Here is a 24,569-nt window from a genome sequence, read left to right on the forward strand (position 1 = left end):
GCCGCGAGGCCGTCCGGGGCGGCGGGCGTCAGTCGTGCCAGGGTTCGCCCGTCACCCGACGGCCCGCATCGTGGGGAGCCACGCCGCGAGGCCGTCCGGGGCGGCGGGCGTCAGTCGTGCCAGGGTTCGCCCGTCACCTGATGGTCGGCATGGCTGATCGCCTCGACGACCAGCCGTCGCATGTGCCCGTCCGGGAGCGTGTACACCACGCGCCGACCGTCCTTGCGGTGCCGGACGAGGCCGCCGAGCCTCAGCTTGGCGAGATGCTGGCTCACGGCCGGCCGCGCGGCACCGCAGGCCTGGGCCAGAGCCGTCACATCGGCCTCTCCGCGCGTCAGCAGCCACATCAGGTGCAGCCGGGTCGGATCCGCGAGCAACGCGAACACCCCGGCGGCGGCGGCCAGCTCGGGGGCACCCGGAGTGCGCTGGTGCGCACCCGGCGCCCCGGCCACCCCGTGCGCCGCCGGGGGTGTCTCGCGTTCTGGCATGTGCCCATCGTAGGCGCGGCCGTCGGGCCTCCCGCCCGCACGAAGAAGCCCCGCCCCCGGCGCACGGCATCGGGGGCGGGGCTCCTCAGGGCATCAGAGTTTGTGCATGCCCTTGTAGGGGCTCAGGATGCGGAGCCGGCTGGCCCCGAAGTCGACGAGAAGAGCGCCCGTCGCTTCCTGGCCGATAACCGTCCCGAGACCGTGACGGTCATGGGAAACGCGGTCGCCGACGGAGAAATCCTTGATCACAGGGTCGGAAGGGGCCGCAAAGGGGCTGGTGGGCAGGTGGCGCCGGGGCGCGGATCGGTTCGTCATCGTGCACCCAGTATGCGCCGCCGGACACACTGAGGAACAGTCTCGAACGCTCGTCCGGTGTATAGGGTCGCCTCGAACGCTCCCCGACGGACGCCCGGATGTACCCTCCCGTTCACCTTCACTCCACCTGACGCTCCGCGACGTCGGTGATCATCGTCGCATCGGGCCCGCGGGACGCACCGCGGCCGTTCATCCGCGCAGGTCCAGGGAGGATCACGGTGCAGCTCCGAGGAACGGGACGCGCGAACCGCCGGGTGGGAGCCGCCACCGCCGTCGCGGCGACGCTGCTGCTCACGGCCTGCGGTGCGGACGGCGGCACCGCAGCACAGGGGGCGGCCGCCGCCGAACCCGTACCGGACATCGCGTGCGCCGACGCGGGCAAGGTGCGCGGCTCCGGCTCCTCCGCCCAGCAGAACGCGATGAAGCGCTGGATCCAGCAGTACCGCCTGGCGTGCCCGGGCGTGGAAGTCGCCTACAACCCGCTCGGATCGGGAGCGGGGGTCGCCCAGTTCCAGCGCGGTGCCACCGCGTTCGGCGGCACGGACCAGGCCCTGAGCGCGCGGGACGTGAAGGACAGCGAGCAGGTGTGCCGAGGCGGGCGTGCCATCGACCTGCCCATGGCGGGCGGGCCGATCGCGATCGGATACCACCTGCCCGGGGTGGCGGACCTGGTGCTCGACGCGCCGACCCTCGCCCGCCTCTTCGACTCCCGGATCACCCGCTGGAACGACCCGTCGATCCAGCGGCTCAACCCGGGCACCACCCTGCCGGACCTGCCGGTCGTCCCGGTCCACCGCGCCGACGACTCCGGCACCACCCAGAACCTCACCGCCTATCTCAGGAGCGCGGCACGGTCGTCCTGGCCGTACCCGGCGGGCAAGCAGTGGCAGGCCGAGGGCGGACAGTCGGGCACCGGCTCGGACGGCGTCTCCGCCGCCGTGAGCCAGACCGAGGGGGCCATCGGCTACTTCGAGCTGTCCTTCGCGGCCAAGCGGAAGATCACCACGGTGCGGATCGCCACCGGCGCCTCCCGGCCCGTCGCGCCGAGCACCGAGAGCGCCTCGCTGGGCATCGCCGAGGCGAAGATCGCCGACGACGGCAAGGACCTGGCGCTCTCGTTGGAGTACACGACCTCGGCGGAGGGCGCGTACCCGATCGTCCTGGTGACGTACGAGATCGTCTGCGACACCGGAAACCGGCCGGAGACGCTCCCGGCGCTCAAGTCCTTCCTCGCCTACACCGCCGGCGAGGAGGGACAGCGTCAACTGCCCGCGATCCACTACGCGCCGCTGCCCGAATCGGTCGCGAGCCAGGTGCGGCAGGTGATCGGCACGCTCTCCTGAGCACCGGTCCACGACGCGCCCTCCCCCGCGTCGCGATCTTCGCCTTTCGGCCCATGGTCCCGCTCGCGCGTGATCGGCCATCCTGAGGGCCGCACGAGAGGAACTCCACCTTCCTCTTGTGCCGGTCCGGCACGGGGGGCCGGACCGGCACGCCAGGCGGGGCAGGGCGCCCCCGTCAACGGCCCAGGCCGCACGGGCCCGTCAAGCCGGCCCTTGTGCCGACCGGAATTGTCGTCAGGTCGCCCAGGCCCGTCAGGCCGCCCAGCCCGCGTCAGCCCGCGTCAGCCCGCGTCAGCCCGCGTCAGCCCGCCCAGGCTCGCGCCAGGGCGACGCGGTTGGGAGCGCCCGACTTGCGCCGTGCCGCGGCCAGGTGCTTCTTCGCGGTCCCCACGTCCACGACCATGCGCCGGGCGATCTCCTCGTCCCGCAGCCCCTCGCTCAGGAGGGCCACCGCCTCCGTCTCGCGCGGTGTGAGCAGCCGCGCCCACGGAGGTCTGGCGTCGAGCAGCCCCGCCGCGATGCGGAGGACCGCCGGCCCGAGCGAACCGAGGAGGGTGACCTCCCGTGCGCCGAAGGCCCGTTCTTCCTCGTCGAACAGGGCGACGCCGAGAAGCAGTCCCGCGTCGGGGCACGACCAGGACTTCGCCATCACCGCGCCGATGCCGGCAGGGCGCAGGAAATCGTCGACGTAGGCGCGCCGTTCGCCGTCGATCAGGTGCTCCACGTCGAGCAGCCTCAGCGGCCGGCCGGACTCCCCGCCGCGCCGGCGCGCGGCCAGGGCGATCGGGTCGAGCCGGTGGAAGCGTTCCCGGTACGGATCCATCGTCGGCACCGCGAGCCCGGACGCCTGCGCCGTGGCGTCCCGGAAGAGCCTGGGGCGCGTGTCCCCGCTGAGCACGGCGGCGTTGCGGAACTCCAGCCGCCCGGCGAGCGATTCGGCGAGCAGGGCGCCCAGTTCCGGCAGCGTACGGGCGGAGTGGCAGTCGGCGACGACGGCGAGCAGCCGGTCGACGTCCGCCACGGGGAGTAAGTCCACGCTGTCCTCCGGGCCGAGCCGGTGATGGTCGGTCACAGCCAGCGTACGAGGCCGTCGCTCTCCGCGCCCGCGGGAAGCGACGGCGGCGCGCCGGGGACGGTACGACCCGGCGTCTCCCCGGGTACGTCGGGCGGTTCACCGGCTCTTCGCCCCGCGGGCCCTGGGGGTCGCCCCTGCGTTCGGCCTTGGCCGTGTCGGCGCGGCACGTTCGGTGCCCGGCGGGTTTCCGGGTCCGGGAGGGGAACGACACGAGGCGGGCGTTCCCCGCGAGGCGCCGGCCCGGGACGGGCGCGCCCACTCTCGGGCGGGCCCTCAAGTGGGGTCGTTCACGACAAGAGGCGGACCGCCGGCCCGTACGCGTCGATCGAGTTCCGCCGCGTGCGGCTCGAAGCGGCCGCGCGGACGCCGAAGCAGCGGGGGCGGGCGGGGCGGGCGCGTACCGCTCAGCAGGGCAAGGGCCGCACGCCGGCGAGACGTTTGGATTCTCGGACGGCTCCTTGGACTCTCGGGCACTTTCCCTGGCCGTCGGGGGCGCCCGCTTGCGAGGGTGGCCGCATGATCGATTCCTCCGCACCCTTTCCCGGTGCCGCCTGGGCCGTCGCACCCGCTTCCTGGTCGGCGAGCGACGGCGTGGTGACCGTCACGGCCGCGGCCGGTACCGACATCTTCACGGACCCGCTGAGCGGGGCGGCGAAGCACGACGCGGCCCTGGCCCTGGCCACGCCCCCGGACGGCGACTGGCAGTTCTCGGCCCGCGTCCGGGTCGACTTCCGGGCGAGCTGGGACGCCGGCGCGCTGATCGTCTGGTCCGACGACGAGCACTGGGCCAAGCTGAACTTCGAGCAGGCCCCGGACGGCACACCGAGCGTGTTCTCCGTCGTCACGCGCGGACGCTCGGACGACGCGGTCGCCGGTCCCGTCGCGTCCCCGGCCCTGTGGCTGCGGATCAGCCGGGTCGACGACGGGTTCGCCTTCCACACCTCGGCCGACGGTGCGACCTGGCGCCTGGTACGGCAGTTCACCCTGAACGCCCCGTCGGCACCGCGGGTCGGCATCGAGGTCCAGTCCCCGGTGGGCGACGGCTGCCGGGTCACGTTCGACACCCTCACCCTCGCCCCCACGCGCCTCAGCGGCCTGAACGACGGGGCGTGATCTTCCGCCCCTGAGCCACCCGGAGGACCTGGGATCCCCCGGGCGGGTGGCCGGGGGACGGGATGCGGGACGCGCCGGAAGCCGTCGCCCACCGCATCCCGGCGGCCCCGACGCCCGGGCACGGCGGCCCTCCCCCGCTCCTCGCCACCCACCACCCGTCACCTGGCGGGCCGCCGGGCCGCCGGGGCATGCGGCCACGCACCCCGCCACGGTGCACACGCAGGCCCCTCGCGTCCACACCTGACCCAGGCGCCACCTGGCCCAGGCGCCACCTGGCCCACCTCACACCGGCTCCGGCGCCCGCCCCCGAAGCCCACGCGCGCCCGAGAGCCCGCCCCACCGCTTCCCGCCGCGCCTCAGCCGGCCGAAAGGTCCAGAACCGACCGGGGGCCGACCGTCCGGCCCCCGCCCTCGCGAACCCGTCCCCCACCCCGGGGCGCCAGGCGCCCCATCGCACCCTGTCCGACCTATTGACGTGCCCATGGCGCACTCCTAGCGTAGCAAGCGCTTTCTATCTCTCTCGTGTCGAGAGCCGCTTTGTCCCCCCTGTCGCCCTGCCGCGCGCAGGCGACCACGGAGAAGAACGAGGCCTCATGAACCCCCGATCCCCCCTGGCTCTACTCGCCTGTTCGGCGCTGGCCGTCGGCGCCGTCGTGGCCCTTCCCGCCACCTCGGCGTCGGCCGCCTCCGTACGTCTCGAAGCCGAGCGCGCCCCTGCCACATGTGACGGAACCATCGACTCCGATTGGTCCGGCTTCTCAGGAAGCGGTTTCTGTAATGGTCGCAATGCCGTGGGCGCGGCAGTCCAGTTCACGGCGGACGCGGCGCAGGCCGGCACCGCGACGCTGAAGCTCCGCTTCGCCAACGGGACCACGACCGCGCGGCCCGCGACCGTCACGGTGAACGGCGCGGCGGTCACGACACCGTCCTTCGAGGGCACCGGCACCTGGGACGCGTGGACGACGAGGACCCTGACGGTGCCACTGAGGGCAGGCGCCAACACCATCCGCCTGAGCCCCACCGCCGCCGCGGGCCTGCCCAACATCGACTCCCTCGACGTGGAGACGGGTGACGCGCCACCGCCGACGAGTTCCGCGCTGTACGTGGCGCCGAACGGCACGGACGGCGCCGCCGGCACTGAGACGGCCCCGACGACGCTCACCTCCGCGATCGGCCGCGTGGCCCCCGGCGGCACGATCTACGTGCGCGGCGGCACCTACCGCTACGCGCAGACGGTCACGATCGCGACCGGCAACAACGGCACCGCCGGCGCCCGCAAGAAGCTGGCCGCCTATCCCGGCGAGACCCCCGTGCTGAACTTCTCGGCGATGGCCGAGGACCCGGCGAACCGCGGGCTCGCCGTGAACGGGTCGTACTGGCACGTCCACGGCATCGTGGTCGAACGGGCCGGCGACAACGGGATCTTCGTCGGCGGCAGCGGCAACATCTTCGAGCGCACGGTGACGCGCTACAACCGGGACACCGGGCTCCAGCTTTCGCGCGCGGCCTCGACCACCCCGCGCGACCAGTGGCCCTCCGACAACCTGATCCTCAGTGCCGAGTCCCACGACAACGCGGACTCCGACGGCGAGGACGCCGACGGCTTCGCCGCGAAACTCACGGTCGGGCCGGGGAACGTGTTCCGTTACGCCGTGGCCCACAACAACATCGACGACGGGTGGGACCTCTACACCAAGACGGACACCGGTCCCATCGGCGCCGTGACCATCGAGGACTCCCTCGCGTACGCCAACGGCACGCTCAGCGACGGCACCGTGAACTCCAACGGCGACCGCAACGGCTACAAGCTCGGCGGCGAGGACATCGCGGTCGACCACGTCGTCCGGCGCAGCATCGCGTACCGCAACGGCAAGCACGGGTTCACGTACAACAGGAACCCCGGGACGATGACCGTGACGGGCAACGTCAGTATCGACAACGCCCAGCGCAACTACACCTTCGAGGCCGGCACCTCGGTGTTCCGCGACAACGTCTCGTGCCGCGCGGGCAGCGGCACCAACGACAAGATCGTGGGCAACGCCGACGGCACGAACCAGTTCTGGTCCGGCTCCAACGGATCCCGCTGCTCGTCCTACGCGGGCGCCCTGGCCTGGTCGTTCGCCACGGACGGCCGCCTCGCCGTGACCTTCGGCGGCGCGCCGGTCACGCCGTAGCGGCTCCGGTCGGCCCGTCGGACTTCCCCCTTCCCCCGCCGGGCCGGCCGGCCGCCCCGGCGCTCGGGTGCCTCGTGACCGCGGGGCGCCCGACGGCGCGCGAGGGTGGTGCGGGCGGGAGCGCGGTCGGGCGCGCTCCCTCCGGCCGGGTGACGTGCGGGCGCGCGGCGGGCTCGCACGGGGCCGGGAGCGCCGCCCGGCCCGGGCGAGGAGCGCGGGGCCGGCCCGCGCGGGGGCGACCGGTTCGCTCAGCGGGCGCCGAAGACCTGGGTCCAGTAGGGCCCGCCGGCCGTGTGGATGCCGATCCCGATCTCCTTGAAGGAGCAGTTGAGGATGTTCGCCCGGTGCCCCGGGCTGTTCATCCAGGACTCCATGACCTGCGCCGCGCTGCTCTGCCCCATGGCGATGTTCTCGCCGTAGGTCGACCACCGGTAGCCGGTGGCCGTGACGCGCTCGCCCGGGCCGTCGCCGTCGGGGTTGGTGTGGTCGAAGTAGTCGCGCGCCGCCATGTCGTCGGAGTGCCCCTGAGCGGCCCGGTCCAGCAGGTCGTTCCCTGCCAGCGGGCCACAGCCCGCCTTCGACCGCTCGGAGTTGACGATGTCGATCACCTGCTGGGCGGTGGAGTCGGGGCGGGCGGCGGCCGACGTGCGCGACCGTGTGCGGGTGGGCTCGGGCGTCGCCTCGGGCGAGGAGGTGCGGGGGGCCGGCGCCGTGCTCGGCGCCGCCTTCGTCGGCGTGGCGGCCTTCGCCGACGGGCTCTTGCTCGGGGTGGGGGACGCCGACGGCGAGAGGGTGGCGGAGGGCGAGGCGGTGGTCGGGTCGAGAGGGGTCGGCAGGGCGGCCCCGGGGGCGGCCGCGCGGGTCGCGTCGACGACGTCCCCGTCCCCGTCGGGGCCGGTGCCGAGGTAGAAGGACCCTCCGGTGACGGCCACCACCGCGAGGCCCGCGGCGACGACGGCGCGGCGGCGGGCGCGCCGCTGCTGCCTGCGGCGGGCACCCCGGGAGCCCTGCCCGGCGGCGCCCCCGTCCCGCCCGGCTCGGTGGCGTGCCGCCCGGGACGGGCCGGACGCGGCCGCCGGGAGGATCTGCGTGGACTCGGCGGCGAGGCCGAAGCCGGCGCTCTCGCGGACCCGCGCGAGCAGAAGCGCCGCCGGAGGGACGAGCAGGAGTCCGGCGAGCAGCCCCTCGGCGGGGACGAGACCGCTCCACAGGCCCGCGCAGTGGGCGCAGCCACGGGCATGGCGGGCTATTCGCTTGCGCCACAGGGCGGAGGGGTGGCCGTCCCAGCCGCCGATCTCGTACCCCAGGGTGGGGCACAACGGGCGCGCCGACAGGGCCCTGACGACGACCCGGGCCGCGTCCAGCTGCGTCTTCATGCGCTGGACGCGGACCGCGGTGTGCTGGGTGGACAGTCCGAGAGCGTCCGCCACCTCGTGCCGGGTCAGCTCTCCCGCGCACTCCAGCCACCACAGGGAGAGCAGGGCCCGGTCGTCCGGCTCCAGCCAGCGGGTCGCCTCGGCGGTCTCGCGCCGCTGACCGGACAGGTTCAGGCGGACCAGTGTCAGGTCCACGAAGTCGGCGCCCGGCTGGGCGACATCGCGGGCCTCGTCCAGGACGCCGGGACGCAGGCCGGTCTGCTGTGCGTGCCAGTGGGTGCGGACCCGGTTCACGGCGATGGCCACCAGCCAGGAGCGGAAGCCGTCCGGGGAGCGCAGGCCGGCAAGCCCGTCGAGCGCGCGCAGCATCGTCTCCTGCACGACGTCGTCGACGTCGTGGTGGCCGTTCATCGCCCGGCCCACGATGTTGTAGACCAGGGGGAGGTAGGCGGCGACGAGCTGGTCCTGCGCCCACAGGTCCCCGCTCTGGGCCGCCCTGACCAGATCCGTACCGCTCTGTACGCCCATGTCCTGTTTCACGCTGCCTGTCCTGCCTGTTGTCGATGCCCAACACTCGGGAGACCGCAGGGCGTCCCTCCGATAACAGAAAACACCGAAGATGTTTTCGGACCGGTCCTGGGTCGAGCCGGCACGCGGCCCGGCCGGAAGGCGACCGGCCGTGTCCGAAGGCACTCTGCCGCGCCTCGCCCGGAACCTCGTCGCTCGCGCGGAGAACGGAGCGAGGAGCGGGCTCACCGCCCCGACGGCCGCCCGGACGCGCCGTCCGTGATCCGGTCCAGGTCCGGCAGCAGCGCGTCCAGCCAGGCGTCCGCCGCATAGTAGCTGTTCGGTGTCGCGGCCGAAACGGCCCCGGTCGCGCCGGGCTCCTCGGGCCACGCGTCCGGGACCGGCCCCGGCACGCGCACCTGCGAGGAGGCGCCGTCGGGGGCCAGGACGGCCGAAAGCAGCAGCATCCGACCCGCCACGTGGTCCGCGAGCCGCATCACGGCGGCCGACTCCGCGGGCCCCAGCGGCGGTGCGACGACGGGTACCGGCGGCCCCGTCGCCGGCACGGGCGGCACCAGTACGCGCTCCGCACCCCACAGGGTGTGGTGCCCGGCCAGCAGGACCGCCTGCCAGTCGACCGCTCCCGGCTCGCCCCCTGGCGCCGGGCCGGATCCGGACGTCCCCACAACCGGTCCCCGCGGCTCGCTCAGATACTGCGCGAAGGCGGACTCGGCCAGCACGAGCGAGTGGCGCAGGGAGCCGTTGCCCGGTGGTGCTCCGGGGTCGCGCACCCCACCGGCCGCCACCGTCGCGGCCGTCGCGACCACGGCCTCGGCGGCCGACCGCATGAGCGCGGCACACGAGCGCCGCACCTCGGCGTGGGCGCCGCGCGGCCAGGCGAGGAGTCCGAAGACGACGCCGATCGCGCTGCCGACGACGACGTCCAGGAGCCGGACCTCCGCCAGCCGCCAGGTCGCCGGGGCGAGCTGGGCGAACACCAGGGAGACCACGAGCGCGAACATCGCCTGCGCCCAGCCGACGCCCTTCACCGGGCCCACCGTGAAGGTGATCAGCAGCACCGGCAGCATCACGGCCGCGTACACGGGCGTGTCGGTTCCGACCAGCGCCAGCACGCCCGCCGTGCACAGCGCCCCGATCAGCGTCCCGGCGAGCGCCTGGCGGATGCCGGCCCGGGTGGCGTCCAGGGTCGTCCGGGTCAGCGTCAGCGTCGCGAGCAGCGCCCAGAAGCCGTGGGGAAGCGTGGCCAGGCCGGCGACGGCGCGGGCGGCCGCCAGCGCCAGGCTGATCCGCACCGCGTTCTGGAAGAAGACGGACCTGCTCCCCGCGTTTCCCACCAGGCGCCGCCACCACAGCCTCGGCGCCCGCATCCGCGCGTACCAGAACCGGCCGAGGGGCAGAGCGGCCCCGGCGCGCCGCCCCCGGACCGCCAGGCCCGCGGCCGCCGCCAGGGCCAGCGCGGCGTCGGCGAGCTCCAGCAGGTCCGCGCGGCGGCGCGCGGACGTCGGGACGGACCCCCGGGGCGGCGCATCGGCCAGCCGCGCGCGCTCACCGGCCAGGGCGTGCGTCGTCTCTCCTCCCGCGGCCCCGCGCAGCCGCCCGGCGGTGTCCTCGGCGGACCGCGCGAGCGCGCGCAGCAGGTCGAGGCCCCGGTCCGGCGGGGCCTGGCCGGGAGGTACCCCGGGCAGCCGGGTCAACCGGTTGATCAGCGTGCGCGCCGCGAGGCCGGTATGGGCGAGGCCCCGGGAGCGGACCCCCGGTCCGGCCGGGCGGTCGGCCTCGGGCACCCGCGAGGGTCGCAACGCCTCGGCCGCCGCCCTGGCGGCCTCCGCGGTCGCGGGTGACAGCGTGAACGGCGCGCGGGTCAGCTCCGCGGCACAGCGCTCGGCGGTGGCGGCGGCGCGGGCGGCGAGTTCGCGGTACGGGACCGTCGGGGGTTCGGGCAGGAGGAACGCCTCGGCGAGAACGAGCACGAGGATCCCGGCGGTGGCCCCGAGGAGTCGCTCGCCGACGGTGTCCGGGGCGTAGGGCGGGAAGGACGGCAGGATGTACAGCAGCTGGAGGCCCGGCGCGGCGCCGGCCGGGCGTGGCCCGCCGACGGCGACGAACGCCAGCGCGAATCCGATGACCAGCATCCCGGCCACCGCGCTCCAGGTCCGTACGGCCAGGAAGGTGCCCGCGGCGATCAGGAGCCAGGCGGCCGGGAGCAGGCGGATGAGCACGCAGGCACGTTGCCGCCCGGTTCCGGGGATGCGCGAGAGGCCGGCCAGGGCGACCGCGGCGAACAGCGCGTACGTGGCGGCGACGGGCACCTCGAAGCCGTACAGGAACAGATAGAAGCAGGAGCCCGCCGCCAGGGTGACGCGGAGCGAGCGCCGGGCCGGGGCCCGGTAGGCGGGGGGCAGCCTGAACAGACTTCTCCGCCGTCCGACGCCCGGGGCGCTCGCACGGCCGCCGGCACCGTTGGCCTCCATGCCACCAGGATCGGCCAACCGCCGGCACCCGGCACCCCGCCGTCCGCCGTCCGGCCGGTGCCCCACCGCGCGTGGCCCTGCTCCCCCGTGGGGAGCAGGGCGGATGCGACGGCCGGCGCCGGCGGGATGAGAACGGGCGGACCCATCCGGCTCGCCCCTCCTCGAGGCACGCTCGAAGATCAGACGAGGTTCCACTGCTGCGCGTTGTTGCCGTGGCACGTCCACTGACGGACCTCGGAGCCCGGCGCCGTGCCCCAGTTGTAATCGTCGAGGCACAGGCCGCTGTGCCGGTTGACGAGGGTGGAGTAGCCGCCCTCGGCCGGCACCAGACGCCACTGCTGCACGGTGGCGCCGTTGCACGTCCACTGCTGGACGGGCGATCCGGCCGCGGTCGCGAAGTCCTTGTCGTCCAGGCAGAGGCCGCTGTGGCCGTTACGGATCCGGTAGTACCCGTCCCCCACGGGAGTCAGGGTCCAGTTCTGGACCGCGGCGCCGTTGCACGTCCACTGGCGTACCTCCGCTCCCGGCGCGGTCGCCCAGTCGTAGTCGTCCAGGCACAGACCGCTGTGCCTGTTGCGCAGGGCGACCGGCGCCGCGGGCACGGGGGACTCCCCGGACGGGCCCTGGAGCACGGTCGAGGTCGAGACCGGGTTCCCGAGGTTCGGGGTGCCGTCGGGGTTCCAGGAGATCTTCTGCACCCGCGTCGTGCGCGTGGTCCCGCATCCTTGCGACGCCGAGGAGTTGGCGTGGTAGGCGATCCAGGTCTCGGTTCCGTCGGGCGAGGTGAAGAAGGAGTGGTGTCCGGGCCCGAACACCCCGGCGGCGTCGTTGCGCTGGAAGATCGGCTGGGCGGCCTTGGCCCACGACGCGGCGGCGAGCGGATCACCCCCCTTGTACTCCAGCATCCCCAGCTTGTAGTCGGGTCCGTTGCAGTGGCTGGCCGAGTACGTGAGGAAGGTGCGGCCGTTGCGCTGCAACGCGAAGGATCCTTCGTTGACCGCCCCGCCCTGCCGCTCCCAGGCAAGGGTCGGGGCCGAGATCCGCGTCCCGTGGGCGCGTGCGGTCCAGGGGTTCGCCAGGGGGGCGATGTACAGCGACTGCAGGTTGTCCGCCGGGGAGAAGGCGGAGAACGTCATGTAAAGGGAGCCGTCGAGCCTCAGCAGGCTCGCATCGATCGCCCAGCCGTTGTTCGGCATGAGATCCAGGACGCCGCGATAGGTGTAGGGCCCGAGGGGATCGGTGCCGGAGCTCTCCAGGGCGTGCGTTCGACGAGGCCCGCCGGACTGCTCGACCGAGTAGTAGAGGTACCAGCGGTCGCCGACCATCTCCAGGTGCGGCGCCCACATTCCCGTCCCGGCCGTACGGAAGACCAGTCGCTCCGGTGCGTCGCGCAGACCGGCGATCGTGGGTGAGCGGCGCATCACGATGTCGGACGACCACGTCGTCGCGACGTAGTAGTAGAAACCGCCGTGGCGGACCAGTGTCGGGTCGGCGCTGTTGGGCACGTCGACGACGGGGTTGGCGAAGCCGGGGCCGGGCGCGGCCTCGGCGCTGTCCGCGCCGGCCAGGCTCATGCCGACAGCGGTGAGGAACGCGAGGACGAGGAGGATCCCTCGTCTCACCGTGCCTCTGCCGTGGATGACGTGCACGTCTGCTCCTCGGGGGGACGCGGGCCGCTGCGGGCCGGACGGAGGGAGGGAGGTCACTGCTGGTGGAAGGTGGCGTCCTGGCGGGCCGGCGTGCCGACGACGGGCTGCACGTGGAGCAGGAAGCCGTAGTGCCGGAGGTACTGTCCCGGGGAGCGGTAGGCCTCGTACGAGACGCCTGCCGCATCGGCCAGCCCGGGCCGCCGGAAGAAGCTCGCGGTGTCGGCGAAGGCCGCGCTGCCGTCGTTCCTGTCCACCCACACCTCGCCGTTCCTGGCATGCAGGTAGTGGCCGGGGAAGTTGGCGGATTCCAGGGAGACCGTGCCGTTGCCGGCGAGCCCGCTCACCGTGCGGAACTGCGAGTCGGCGAGATTTCCGACGTTCGGCTCGAGCTTCGCCCTGTGGTCCCAGTGCCGGATGTAGTGGTCCGGGTAGTTGAAGGACGACAGACGGTGCGGTGCCACGCCGTCCGCGACCGGTATGCCGAAGGCGGGTGTGCCGTCGGCGTTCCAGTAGATCTTCTGGACGCGTGTCCTGCGGTTGGGGTCGTCGAGCGGGTCGCCCGTGATGTCCTTGTAGTCGCGGTCGTGGTAGACGAGAACGTCGCTCCTGTTGTCCTCCGATGTGGTGAAGGAGTTGTGTCCCGGACCGTACTGCCCGGTCGCGGCGTTGCCGGCGAAGACGGGCGTGGGGCTCTTCGACCAGGCCGCGGGGTCGAGCAGGTTCCCGGTGGCCGAGGCGGTGAGCATGCCGAGGCAGTAGTTGCTGTCCGTCGCGGACGCGGAGTACGTCATGAACACCTTGCCGCCGCGCAGGATCACGGCCGGCGCTTCGTTCACCTTGTAGCCGACGGTCTCCCAGCCGTATGTGGGCATGCTGAGCCGCACGGGCGCGCCGCTGATGGTCCACGGGTCGGCCAGCCTGGCGATGTAGAGGTTGGAGTTGTTGTCGATGCTCGGGTCCCGCTGCGCCCAGCCGAGGTAGCGGGCGCCGTTCACGACGAACGTGGTCGCGTCCAGCGCGAAGCTGTCCATCGGGGTGGCGATGCGGCCCTTCTCGGTCCAGCCGCCGGTCAGCGGGTTCGCGGCGGAACTCTCCAGGACGTACATCCGGATCCTCCAGATGTCGTCGGCTCGTCCGGCGGCGAAGTAGACGTACCACTTCCCGTCGATGAAGTGGATCTCCGGGGCCCAGATGTGGGCTCCCATCTCCCCGGTGGCGTGCTTCGTCCAGATCACCGCCTCCGGGGCAGTGGAGAGACCCTGGATGGTGCCGGCCCTGCGCAGGATGATGCGGTCGTACTCGGGGACGGTCGCCGTGTAGTAGTAGAAGCCGTCCGTATGCTTGAAGATGTGCGGATCGGCTCTCTGGTTCACGAGGGGGTTGGAGAACGACAGGGCCGGTGAGTCGGGTGCGGCGGCATGGGCGGGGGCGGGCAGCAGCGCTGCCACCAGGGCGGCCCCGGCCATGAGAGCACCGCGGATCCTTCGCAGTCTCACTGTGTTCTCCTCGTGTGTGGTGGTGAGGTCGGCCGGATCCCGGAGCACCGTCTGCTGACGGGCGCCTGCGGTCCGCGCGACCGCCGGGGATGGGCCGGGCGGCCGACGGACCGGTCGTGCCCTGCCGTGCCGGAGGCGCGCTCTCGTGCGGCGGCGGGCGGGACGGCGGAGCCGACCCGGGTTTGGTTTGGCGCACGCCGAGATTGTTAGCGCTCACACAGCGCCGGTCAAGGATCCTGTCAAAATTCGCCTCCACCCCGGCCTGGCCCCCGGCATGGAGCCGGAGCCTCCCGAAGCGAGCGTCCGCACCTCACCGCCGCGTTCCCGACCGGGCATGCACAGCGACCCACGCTGCCGAACCGGTCACCCCTCTCCCCGATGCGCCTTCCGCGTCGCACGAGGGAGAATGACCGACCCGGCGTCCAGTCACCGGTACATTCCTCCTGGATGTGATCGCTCACACCACTCATGGGCTGATGAAGGGGAGAGGCAGCGCGCATGGAGCAACGTACGTTCGGCAGGAGCGGCCAGAGGGTCTCCGTGATCGGAACCGGCACCTGGCAGCTCGGAGCCGACTGGGGTGAGGTGCGGGAGGAAGAGGCCCTCTCCGTCCTGGAAGCCGCCGTCGAGTCCGGGGTGTCGTTCTTCGACACCGCTGACGTATACGGGGACGGGCGCAGCGAGCGGCTGATCGGCCGGTTCCTGCGCGAACGTCCGGACGCCGGAGTACTGGTGGCGACGAAGATGGGCCGCCGAATGCCGCTGGACCCGGCTCTCTACACCCTGGACAACTTCCGCGCGTGGGTGGACCGTTCGCGTCGGAATCTCGGGGTGGACCGGCTCGACCTGGTGCAGTTGCACTGCCCTCCCACGCCCGTGTACTCCTCCCCCGCCGCCTTCGACGCCCTCGACACGCTCGTCGAGGAGGACAGGATCGCGGCCTACGGGGTGAGCGTCGAGACCTGCTCGGAAGCGCTCACCGCCATCGCCCGGCCGGGCACGGCGAGCGTGCAGATCATCCTCAACCCGTTCCGGCTCAAGCCGCTGGAGGAGGTGCTGCCGGCCGCCGTCGAAGCGGGGGTGGGCATCATCGCCCGCGTACCGCTGGCGAGTGGGCTGCTGTCCGGGAAGTACACCGGGGAGACGGAGTTCCCGAAGGACGACCACCGGGCGTACAACCGGCACGGTGAGGCCTTCGACCAGGGCGAGACCTTCTCCGGGGTCGATTACGCGACGGGGGTCGAGGCAGCCGCGGAGTTCGCGGCCCTGGCGCCGGAAGGAGCGACTCCGGCGCAGACCGCGCTGCGCTGGATCATTCAGCAGCCCGGGGTCTCCACGGTCATTCCCGGAGCACGCAGTGCTGAGCAGGCCCGTGCCAACGCGAGGGCGGCCGGCCTCGCTCCCCTGCCGGAGGAGACGTCCAGCGGCGTCCGGGAGCTGTACGACCGCAGGATCCGGGCCCGGATCCACCACCGTTGGTGAACGGCTCCGCCGTCGCCGGATGCTGAGGACGCGGACCCGACGGCCCGCGGTGCGCGAGGGCCGTCGGTCTGCGGCGTCAAGGAACGGGGCGGCTCCGCGGACAGCGCTGGAGGTGTCGCGCCTCCGGAGGCGCGAGGCGCCGAGGCGCCGCCTCGGTCGACTCGAGCAGGACGTTCCAGGACGCATCGCACTTCCCGATTCCTGTGCCCTCGGGCACCCGGACGACCTCGTACGCGATGCCGCGCTCGGCCGCGGCGTCCGGGGCGACGCGGGCCCGGATGTCCTCGAACGCCGGGTCCTTCACGCCGGTCGAGGCGCGGGCCGTCGTCGTCCTGCCCCGGTGGGGTGGGCGTACCCGCGGTGCGCTCGCGGCGCGGGCGGTCCGGTGGGCGAGCACCGGACCTCGGGCACGGCCCCGCGTCCCTCACTGCCGCTGCCGCACGATGAGGCGCTGCAGGACGATGAAGGCCAGCAGGAGAACGCCGATGACGATCTTGGTCCACCAGGAACTGAGGGTGCCCTCGAAGGAGATGAGGGCCTGAACGGTGCCGAGGACCAGGACGCCGGCCATCGAACCCGTGACGTAGCCGACGCCGCCGGCGAGCAGGGTGCCGCCGATCACGACCGCGGCGATGACGTCCAGCTCCATGCCGACGGCGTGCAGTCCGTATCCGGAGAGCATGTACAGGGCGAACAGCAGGCCGCCCAGTGCCGAGCAGAATCCGCTCACCGCATAGACGCCCACCTTCGCCCTCGCGGTGGCCAGTCCCATCAGGCGTGCCGAGGACTCGCTGCCGCCCACCGCGTAGACGGTGCGGCCGAAGCGGGTGAGGTGAAGTACGTACAGGGCGGCAGCCACGACGGCCAGGGCGACGAGCACGCTGTAGGTCAGGGTGACGCCGCCCGGCAGCACGAGGGTGCCCGTGGCGAAGCTGCGGAACGACGGGTCGGAGATGGACACCGACTCCACGCTGATGAGGAAGCACAGGCCCCGGGCGAGGAACATCCCCGCCAGGGTGACGATGAACGGCTGCACGTCGAAGTAGTGGATGACCACGCCCATGAGCAGGCCGAGGCCGGTGCCGACGACGAGGACGGCCAGGATGGAGAGCAGCGGCGGCCAGCCTGCCTTGAGCGTGGCCGCGGCGATCATGGTCGACAGGGCCGCGACGGCACCCACGGACAGGTCGATGCCTCCGGTGAGGATGACGAAGGTCATCCCCACGGCGAGCACGATGAGGAAGGCGTTGTCGATGAAGAGGTTGGCCACGACCTGTCCGGAGGCGAAGTCCTGGTAGCGGACCGATCCGATGCTGAAGGTCGCCGCGAACACCACGAGGGTCGCCACGACGGGCAGGAAGCGCTGAGGAAGACGGAGGCGTGGGGAGGCCAGGGTCGGCGTGCTCATCCGGCGGCCACCTTCTGGGATCGAGGGGCGGAGGTGGGGGACGTGCGCCGACCGCTGACGGCCCGCGCCACGCGCGGCGACTGGAGCAGGCAGACGGTGATCACCACGACCGCCTTGAACAGCAGGGTGGTGTTGGTCGGCACACCGATGGTGTAGACGGTGGTGGTCAGGGTCTGGATCACGAGCGCGCCGACGAGGGTGCCGGTGAGGGAGTAGCGGCCGCCGGCGAGCGAGGTGCCGCCGATCACGACCGCCAGGATGGCGTCCATCTCGATCCACAGACCCGCGTTGTTCGCGTCGGCGGCGCTGACGTTGGAGCTGATCATCAGTCCGGCCACACCCGCGCACAGCGCGGCGAAGACGTAGACGGTCCAGGTGATCGTGCGTGAGCGGACTCCGGCGAGCTTGCTCGCCTCGGGGTTGACGCCCACGGCCTCGATCAGCATGCCGAGGGCGGTACGGCGGGTCAGGACGGCGACCGCGAGGAGGACCGCGAGGCTGATGAGGATCGCGATCGGCAGGATGAGGAACCCTGCGCCGATCTGCCGGTAGGCCGGGTTGCCGATGGTGACGATCTGCCCTTCGGTGAGCAGCATGGCGCCTCCGCGTCCGGCCGTCATCAGGACCAGCGTCGCGATGATCGGCTGGATGCCGAGGACGGAGACGAGGAAGCCGTTCCACAGTCCGAGCAGGACACAGACGCCGAGAGCCGCCAGGACCGCTGTCGGGGCGTCCCCGCCGCCGGCGATCCAGGTGCAGCCGATCGCCCCGGCGATCGCGGCGACCGCGCCGACGGACAGGTCGATGCCCCGGGTGGCGATGACCAGGGTCATGCCCACCGCGATGAGCAGCGTCGGTGCGCCGTTGCGGAGGATGTCGACCAGGCTGCCGTACAGGTGTCCGTCCTGGATGCGCAGTTCCAGGAACGACGGGGTGAAGACGACGTTGAGCACGATGAGCCCGGCCAGCGCGATCAGGGGCCAGAGCAGGCGTCCGCGGATCACGAGGCCACCGCCACGCCGCTGTGGGCGTCCGCGGCGATGGCCGACATCACGGAGTCCACGGAGATGTCGGCGCCGGACAGTTCGGCCACCTTGTGCCGGTCACGCAGGACGACGATCCGGTCGGACACGCGTACCACCTCCTCCAGTTCGGCGGAGATGAACAGCACCGCCATGCCCTCGGCCGCCAGTTCGGCGACCACCTTCTGGATCTGCGCCTTGGCGCCCACGTCGATGCCGCGTGTGGGCTCGTCGAGGATGAGGAGCCTGGGCCGTGTCACGAGCCACCGGGCCAGCAGGACCTTCTGCTGGTTGCCGCCCGACAGGTTGCCCATCACGGCGTCCGGGTCGGCCGGACGGATGTCCAGCCTTTCGATGTATTCGGCCACCATCGCCTCGGCGGTACGGCGCGCCACCGGCCGCGCCCAGCCCCGGGCCGCCTGGGCGGCGAGGATCAGGTTGTCGCGGACGCTCAGCTCCTCCACGACGCCTTCCGCCTTGCGGTCCTCCGAGCAGAAGGCGACGCCCTTGGCGATGAGGGAACGCGGCCCGCGGGAGCGGATCGTCTCGCCGTCGACGGCGAGGGTGCCCGTGTCGGCGCGGTCGGCGCCGGACAGCAGCCTGGCGAGTTCCGTCCGTCCGGAGCCCAGCAGACCGGCGAGGCCGACGACCTCTCCCTCGCGTATCTCCAGGTCGAACGGCTCGATCGCTCCGGCCCTTCCGAGTGCACGGGCGACCAGGACGGGTGCGCTTCCCGGGGCGCGTTCCTCCGAGCGGCGCTCGACCTCGTCGAGGACGCCGACCTCGCGGCCCAGCATGGCGGACACGAGAGCCATGCGGTCGAGGTCCGCGGGAAGGTGCTCCCCCACGAGGGTGCCGTTGCGCAGCACCGTCATCCGGTCGGCTATCGCGTAGACCTGGTCGAGGAAGTGGGAGACGAAGAGGATCGCCACGCCTTCGTCACGCAGCACTCGTACGATGCGGAACAGTTCGTCGACCTCGTCGCCGTCCAGGCTGGAGGTCGGTTCGTCCAGCACCAGCACGCGGGCGTCCACGACGAGCGCCCGGGTGATCGCCACGAGCTGCTGCACGGCGATGGAGTGGCCGCTCAGCACGGAGGCGGGATCGATGGACAGCCCGATGCGGGCCATGAGTTTCCTGGCGCGGGCCCGCATGGCCCTTCCGTCGATGGCGCCCAGTCTGCGCGGCTCGCGCCCGAGCAGGATGTTCTCGGCCACCGACAGGTTGGGGCAGAGGTTGACCTCCTGGTAGACGGTGCTGATCCCCGCGTCCTGTGCCTGGCCGGGGGTGGTGAACTCGACCGGCTCGCCCCTCAGGAGGATGGTCCCCGCCGTCGGCCGGTGGACCCCTGTGAGGGCCTTGATCAGGGTGGACTTGCCGGCGCCGTTCTCGCCCATGAGCGCGTGCACTTCGCCGGGAAACAGGCGGAAGTCGACGTCCGCGAGCGCCTTGATGCCGGAGAACTCCACGGTGATACCGCGCATGTCGACGACCGGGCTGTCGCCGGTCGCTGAGGAATCGGTCATGACCAGTGCTTTCGTGAAGAGAAGAGCGGCCCGCCACCGCGGCGTGATCGGCCCGCGGTGGCCGGACTGCGGTGGCCGGACTGTGGTGCGTGTCAGTACTTCCGGTCCTTGAGAACCTTCTTGGCCTGCTCCGTGGTGAAGGTGGTCTCCTCCGTCACCACGCGCTCGGGGACGCTCTCGCCCTTCACGACCTTCTTCGCGAGATCCATCAGCTGGTCGCCGAGCAGGGGGTTGCACTCCACGATGTAGTTGATCTCGCCGTTCGCGAGCGCCACCATGCCGGCCTCGACCGCGTCCACCGTGATGATCTTGATGTCGGTGCCCGGCTTCTTGCCGGCCGCCTTGATCGCCTCGATGGCGCCCAGGCCCATGTCGTCGTTGTGGGCGTACACCACGTCGATGTCGGGGTGCGACCGCAGGAGCGCCTCCATGACCTGCTTGCCGCCCGCACGCGTGAAGTCGCCGCTCTGCGTGGCCACGATTCTGATGTCGGACTTCCGGGCGATGGCCTCCTTGAAGCCCTTCTGCCGGTCGATGGCCGGCGCGGCCCCGGTGGTGCCCTGGATCTCCGCCACGTCGACCGGCCCGTTCACCGTCTCGGCCAGCCACTTGCCCGCCTTGCGCCCCTCTTCAGTGAAGTCGGACCCGAGGAAGGTCTTGTACAGCGAGGTGTCCGTGGAGTCGATGGCACGGTCGGTGAGGATCACCGGGATCCTGGCGCGCTTGGCTTCCAGGAGAACCGCGTCCCAGCCCGTCTCCACGACCGGGCTGAAGGCGATCACGTCGACCTTCTGCTGGATGTAGGAGCGGATGGCCTTGATCTGGTTCTCCTGCTTCTGCTGCGCGTCGGAGAACTTCAGCTCGACGCCGGCGGTCCCGGCGGCCTCGACCACCGACTTGGTGTTGGCGGTGCGCCATCCGCTCTCGGCGCCCACCTGGGCGAACCCCATGACGATCTTGCCGTCCGCCGACGCCTTGGAACCGCCGTCACCAGCCCCGCAGGCCGTCAGCGTGGCCAGCGCGAGGGCACAACCCGTCGTGGCTATCTTCTTGAACACAGCGTCCTCCAGTGCGAACCGTGCGGTGATGCCCTGCCGACCTGACGTGATCGGGGTCATGAGCGACAAGAGTGAGCGCTAACATTTGCGCCGTCAACCCCTCGGGAAACCACAATTCGGCATCGGCGCACAGCCGGGATTCGTGCTCTTGTTAGCGCTCACTTAAGGAGCTTGGGCCGGGTTAGTATCCCTACGCCGGGCAGCGCTGCCCGGGCGGACCGTCGCGTCACCTCGACACCGCGCGGCGACGGCGGACACCCGGCGGAGGCTCCTTCGACCTGTGGTCCTACCTTTGCGAGGGCGTAGGTTGAAGGTGCGTGAACACCTCCCGCGGTCCCGGCGGACGGCCGGGGCGGGGCGGGCACTGTCAGGAGGAGATGGCGTGGAGGACACCACCGTTTCGAGCGCAGTGGTGCGAGAGCCGGCGATGACCGACGTCGCCCGGCTTGCCGGCGTGTCCCATCAGACGGTGTCCCGTGTGCTCAACAGCCATCCCAACGTACGGGAGCAGACCCGGTTGCGGGTGCTGGCGGCGGTCAAGGAGCTGGGCTACCGGCCCAACCGCGCGGCTCGCGCGCTGGTGACCGGACGGTCGCAGCTGATCGGCGTGATCGCCCAGAACTCCACTCTGTACGGCCCGTCCTCGCTCCTGGCCGCCTTCGAGATCGCCGCCGCCGTCCAGGGCTTCGCGGTCAGCGTGCACCGGGTGCACGAGCTGGGGCAGTCCTCGATCACCGCCGCCGTCGAGCGGCACCGCGACGAGCGCGTCGCCGGGATCGTGGCCATCGCCCCCACGGCCTCGGCGAACGAGGCTCTGGCCGAGGTTCCCGCCGAGGTTCCTCTGGTGACCATCGACGGTGATCCCGAGCGGAGCGCACCGATGGTCTCCGTCGACCAGGAGGAGGGCGCCTACCAGGCGACCCGGCATCTCCTGGAGGCCGGCCACGAGACGGTGTGGCACATCTCCGGACCGCCGGACTGGTTCGACGCCGCCGGCCGCATCCGTGGGTGGCGCAGGGCGCTGCAGGAGGCCGGTGCGGAAGTCCCTCCGATCAGTACGGGCGACTGGACCGCGGCTTCCGGATACCGCGCCGGCCAGATGCTGGCGCGCATGCCCGAGGTCACCGCGGTGTTCGCGGCCAACGACCACCAGGCCCTCGGCGCTCTTCGGGCCATGAGCGAGCGGGGCCGCTCCGTTCCGGAGGAGGTCAGCATCGTCGGGTTCGACGACGTGCCCGAGGCCCCCTTCTACTCCCCGCCGCTGACAACGGTGCGCCAGGACTTCGGCGCGGTGGCCAACTCGACGCTCCACCTCTTGCTCCGCCTGATGAACGAGGGCCTCACCAGCGGTTCCCAGATGGTCATCGCGCCCGAACTCGTTCGCCGGGAGAGCGTTCAGGAGCCCCGGCGCGGCTGAGGACCTTCGTGCTGCCGGAACAGGGCGCCTCACCTCACGCAGACCGACCGGCCACCCCCGGCCGGACGGCGGGGGCGCCGACCGGCAGCCACGGCGAGCAGCGACGCCGCCTTCCGCGTCACGAGCCGGCCGGCGGTCTCCCGGAGAGACGGCAGCCCGAATCCCCTGGAACTCGGGCATGGGGCTCGGCATGGCATGGGCACGGGGCTCGGCCATGCGGTCCGGGCATGGGGCTCGGGCTGCCGCCTCTGCGCCGTACGCGCGTGAGCCCCGGTCCGGGGCTCACGGTACGACGCCCCGGCGTGATCAGGCGGCTCCGGGATTGCCGTAGTACGCGTGCGGGCCGTGCTTGCGTGTGAAGTGGCGGTCCAGCAGGTGTTGCGGCGGTTCCACCGTGCCCAGGGCGATGGTGTGGAGGGCCATCTCCGCCACCGCCTCGCAGATGACGGCGTTCTCCAGGGACGTGGTGGCGTCGGGGCCCCAGGTGAAGGGGCCGTGGTGGGCGACCAGGGCGCCGGGGACCTCGCTCGCCCGGGCGTCGTCGCGGCCCAGGAGGTCCACGATGACCTGGCCGGTGTTGTACTCGTAGTCCGTGGCGCACTGCTGGGGGGTGAGGGCCTCGGTGACGGGGATGGGCCCGTTGAAGGTGTCGGCGTGGGTGGTGCCGAGCACCGGTACGGGGCGTCGGGCCTGCGCGAAGGCGACGGCGTGGGTGGAGTGCGTATGGGTCACTCCGCCGATGGAGGGGAAGGCGAGGTAGAGGCTGCGGTGCGTCTCCGTGTCGGTGGAGGGGCGCAGGCGCCCCTCCACGACCTTGCCGTCGGACAGGGAGACGACGACGAGGTCCTCTTCGCGGAGGTTGTCGTAGGACACCCCCGAGGGCTTGATGACGAACACGCCGGCCTGCCGGTCCACGCCGCTCACGTTCCCCCAGGTGAGCGTGGCGAGCCCGGCGCGAGGGATGCGGAGGTTGGCCTCCAGTACCTCTCGGCGCAGCTCCTTGGAAACGGTGGTGCTCACGGAGGGCTCCGTCCTGGTGGGGGTGGGCGCGGTCACAGCGTCTGAGCGAGGCGGTGGTAGGCCTGGTTCCAGCGCAGTTCCCGCGTGAAGCGCCGGATGGTGGTGTCCGGGTCGATGACGGCGAGTTCGATCCGCAGCATCTCGGCGAGGTCTTCGAGTTCCTCGCCGCCGAGGGCGGTGGTCAGGACGGTGTGGTGCGGCGCCCCCGCCGTGAGCCACGCCTCGGTGGAGGTACGCAGATCGGGGCTGGGGCGCCAGACGGCCCGGGCGACGGGGAGCCGGGGCAGCGGCTCGGGCGGGGTGACGACGTCGATGTGGTTGGCGACGAGGCGGAACCGGTCCCCCATGTCGGCGAGGCCGACGACGACGGCCGGGCCGGGGTCCGCGTCGAAGACGAGGCGGACCGGGTCCTCGCGGCCGCCGATGCCGAGGGGGTGGATCTCGCAGGTGGGGGTCGCCGTCGTGAGGGAAGGGCAGACCTCGAGCATGTGGGCGCCGAGGATGAGTTCCTGACCGGGCGTGAGGTCGTAGGTGTAGTCCTCCATGAAGGAGGTGCCGCCGGGCAGGCCGTGGGCCGCCGCCTTCAGGGCGCGCAGCAGGACGGAGGTCTTCCAGTCCCCCTCGCCGCCGAAGCCGTAACCGTCCGCCATCAGGCGCTGCACGGCGAGGCCGGGCAGCTGGCGCAGACCGCCGAGGTCCTCGAAGTTGGTGGTGAAGGCGCGGAAGCCGCCTTCGGTGAGGAAGGTGCGCAGGCCCGCCTCGACGCGGGCGGCGTAGCGCAGGGAGTCGTACCGTTCGCCGCCGGGCCGCAGCTCGGGTGCGAGGGCGTAGAGGTCCTGGTACTCCTTGACGAGCTCGGTGACGGCGGCGTCGTCGGCGTCGTCGACCGCGGCGACGAGGTCGTTGACGCCGTACGTGTTGACCGAGACCCCGAACCGCAGCTGGGCCTCGACCTTGTCGCCTTCGGTGACGGCGACGTCGCGCATGTTGTCGCCGAAGCGGGCGAGTTTGAGCGTGGTCAGCTCCGAGCGGCCGACGGCGGCGCGGGCCCATCCGGCGATGCGGTCGACGACCTCGGGGGTGGAGACGTGGCCGGCCACGGTCTTGCGGGGGACGCCGAGGCGGGTCTGCATGAAACCGAACTCGCGGTCGCCGTGGGCGGCCTGGTTCAGGTTCATGAAGTCCATGTCGATGGTCGACCAGGGGAGCCGGCGGTTGGCCTGGGTGTGCAGATGCAGCAGGGGCTTGCTCAGCGCGTCGAGGCCGGCGATCCACATCTTGGCCGGGGAGAAGGTGTGCATCCACGTGATCAGTCCGATGCAGCGGTCGTCGGCGTTGGCGTCCAGGCACACCCTGCGGATGGCGGCCGCGTCGGTGAGCACCGGCTTCCAGACGAGGCGGACGGTCATCTGCGGCTGGTCGGCGAGGGTGTGGCAGATGGCCCGTGACTGGTCGGCGACCTGGGCCAGGGTCTCTTCACCGTAGAGGCCCTGGCTGCCGGTGAGGAACCAGATTTCGCGGTCGGGGACGGGAGTCATGTCGGGTGTGCTCCTCGGAGATGCTGGAACGAAGAGGCCGGGCCGGGTGGGCTCGGTGGGGGTGCGGGAC

At 72.2% G+C, this 24,569-nt stretch carries 18 protein-coding genes; 5 read left to right on the top strand and 13 right to left on the bottom strand.

Annotation, left to right across the window (positions count from 1 at the left end):
• Window positions 1–110: 110 nt before the first annotated feature.
• Window positions 111–488, bottom strand: coding sequence for a metalloregulator ArsR/SmtB family transcription factor (locus AB0K65_RS08185; RefSeq protein WP_365714932.1), 378 nt, complete (start codon window positions 486–488; stop codon window positions 111–113).
• 93 nt (window positions 489–581) lie between these two features.
• A complete protein-coding gene (locus tag AB0K65_RS08190) occupies window positions 582–803 on the bottom strand; it encodes a hypothetical protein (protein ID WP_365714933.1) in 222 nt (73 codons plus the stop codon).
• Between the two features lie 218 nt (window positions 804–1,021).
• Between AB0K65_RS08190 and pstS the strand changes: the two genes are divergently transcribed.
• Entirely contained in the window at window positions 1,022–2,146 is a 1,125-nt protein-coding gene (pstS, locus tag AB0K65_RS08195) for a phosphate ABC transporter substrate-binding protein PstS (protein ID WP_365714934.1), read from the top strand.
• A gap of 301 nt (window positions 2,147–2,447) precedes the next feature.
• Here the strand turns inward: pstS and AB0K65_RS08200 are convergent, their stop codons facing one another.
• Complete coding sequence (locus tag AB0K65_RS08200; protein WP_365714935.1) at window positions 2,448–3,182, bottom strand: helix-turn-helix transcriptional regulator; 735 nt, start codon at window positions 3,180–3,182, stop codon at window positions 2,448–2,450.
• 555 nt (window positions 3,183–3,737) lie between these two features.
• Here AB0K65_RS08200 and AB0K65_RS08205 point away from each other — a divergent pair.
• The gene (locus AB0K65_RS08205; RefSeq protein WP_365714936.1) at window positions 3,738–4,334 is read left to right on the top strand and encodes a DUF1349 domain-containing protein; all 597 of its coding nucleotides are present in this window, start codon (window positions 3,738–3,740) and stop codon (window positions 4,332–4,334) included.
• 593 nt (window positions 4,335–4,927) lie between these two features.
• Window positions 4,928–6,508 (top strand): CBM35 domain-containing protein, encoded by a 1,581-nt coding sequence (locus tag AB0K65_RS08210; RefSeq protein ID WP_365714937.1) that lies wholly within the window; start codon window positions 4,928–4,930, stop codon window positions 6,506–6,508.
• 248 nt (window positions 6,509–6,756) lie between these two features.
• Here AB0K65_RS08210 and AB0K65_RS08215 read toward each other — a convergent pair whose 3' ends face one another.
• The 4 genes from AB0K65_RS08215 to AB0K65_RS08230 form a co-directional block, all read right to left on the bottom strand.
• The gene (locus AB0K65_RS08215) at window positions 6,757–8,412 is read right to left on the bottom strand and encodes a sigma-70 family RNA polymerase sigma factor (protein WP_365715063.1); all 1,656 of its coding nucleotides are present in this window, start codon (window positions 8,410–8,412) and stop codon (window positions 6,757–6,759) included.
• A gap of 224 nt (window positions 8,413–8,636) precedes the next feature.
• A complete protein-coding gene (locus AB0K65_RS08220) occupies window positions 8,637–10,883 on the bottom strand; it encodes an FUSC family protein (RefSeq protein ID WP_365714938.1) in 2,247 nt (748 codons plus the stop codon).
• Between the two features lie 179 nt (window positions 10,884–11,062).
• Window positions 11,063–12,532: an RICIN domain-containing protein gene (locus tag AB0K65_RS08225; RefSeq protein WP_365714939.1), complete on the bottom strand. Its 1,470-nt coding sequence runs from the start codon at window positions 12,530–12,532 to the stop codon at window positions 11,063–11,065.
• A gap of 53 nt (window positions 12,533–12,585) precedes the next feature.
• Entirely contained in the window at window positions 12,586–13,998 is a 1,413-nt protein-coding gene (locus tag AB0K65_RS08230) for a family 43 glycosylhydrolase (RefSeq protein ID WP_365715064.1), read from the bottom strand.
• Between the two features lie 528 nt (window positions 13,999–14,526).
• Here AB0K65_RS08230 and AB0K65_RS08235 point away from each other — a divergent pair.
• Complete coding sequence (locus AB0K65_RS08235) at window positions 14,527–15,510, top strand: aldo/keto reductase (RefSeq protein ID WP_365714940.1); 984 nt, start codon at window positions 14,527–14,529, stop codon at window positions 15,508–15,510.
• 424 nt (window positions 15,511–15,934) lie between these two features.
• On the opposite strand, the gene yjfF is transcribed toward AB0K65_RS08235, so the two are convergent.
• From yjfF to AB0K65_RS08255, 4 genes are all read right to left on the bottom strand, one after another.
• Entirely contained in the window at window positions 15,935–16,918 is a 984-nt protein-coding gene (yjfF, locus tag AB0K65_RS08240; RefSeq protein WP_365714941.1) for a galactofuranose ABC transporter, permease protein YjfF, read from the bottom strand.
• The gene (locus tag AB0K65_RS08245) at window positions 16,915–17,922 is read right to left on the bottom strand and encodes an ABC transporter permease (RefSeq protein ID WP_365714942.1); all 1,008 of its coding nucleotides are present in this window, start codon (window positions 17,920–17,922) and stop codon (window positions 16,915–16,917) included. Before AB0K65_RS08245 ends, yjfF begins: the two co-directional genes overlap by 4 nt.
• The gene (locus tag AB0K65_RS08250; protein ID WP_365714943.1) at window positions 17,919–19,466 is read right to left on the bottom strand and encodes a sugar ABC transporter ATP-binding protein; all 1,548 of its coding nucleotides are present in this window, start codon (window positions 19,464–19,466) and stop codon (window positions 17,919–17,921) included. The genes AB0K65_RS08245 and AB0K65_RS08250 overlap by 4 nt, the downstream gene beginning before the upstream one ends.
• Before the next feature lie 92 nt (window positions 19,467–19,558).
• Window positions 19,559–20,584, bottom strand: coding sequence for an ABC transporter substrate-binding protein (locus AB0K65_RS08255; protein ID WP_365714944.1), 1,026 nt, complete (start codon window positions 20,582–20,584; stop codon window positions 19,559–19,561).
• A gap of 367 nt (window positions 20,585–20,951) precedes the next feature.
• Here AB0K65_RS08255 and AB0K65_RS08260 point away from each other — a divergent pair, with 367 nt between their 5' ends.
• Window positions 20,952–21,941 (top strand): LacI family DNA-binding transcriptional regulator, encoded by a 990-nt coding sequence (locus tag AB0K65_RS08260; protein WP_365715065.1) that lies wholly within the window; start codon window positions 20,952–20,954, stop codon window positions 21,939–21,941.
• Window positions 21,942–22,247: 306 nt separating this feature from the next.
• Here the strand turns inward: AB0K65_RS08260 and araD are convergent, their stop codons facing one another.
• On the bottom strand, window positions 22,248–22,961 hold the full coding sequence (araD, locus tag AB0K65_RS08265; protein ID WP_365714945.1) for an L-ribulose-5-phosphate 4-epimerase AraD: 714 nt from the start codon (window positions 22,959–22,961) through the stop codon (window positions 22,248–22,250).
• Window positions 22,962–22,993: 32 nt separating this feature from the next.
• Complete coding sequence (araA, locus tag AB0K65_RS08270) at window positions 22,994–24,499, bottom strand: L-arabinose isomerase (RefSeq protein WP_365714946.1); 1,506 nt, start codon at window positions 24,497–24,499, stop codon at window positions 22,994–22,996.
• Between the last annotated feature and the right edge of the window lie 70 nt (window positions 24,500–24,569).

Source organism: Streptomyces sp. NPDC053755, assembly GCF_040677675.1.
Taxonomy (GTDB): domain Bacteria; phylum Actinomycetota; class Actinomycetes; order Streptomycetales; family Streptomycetaceae; genus Streptomyces.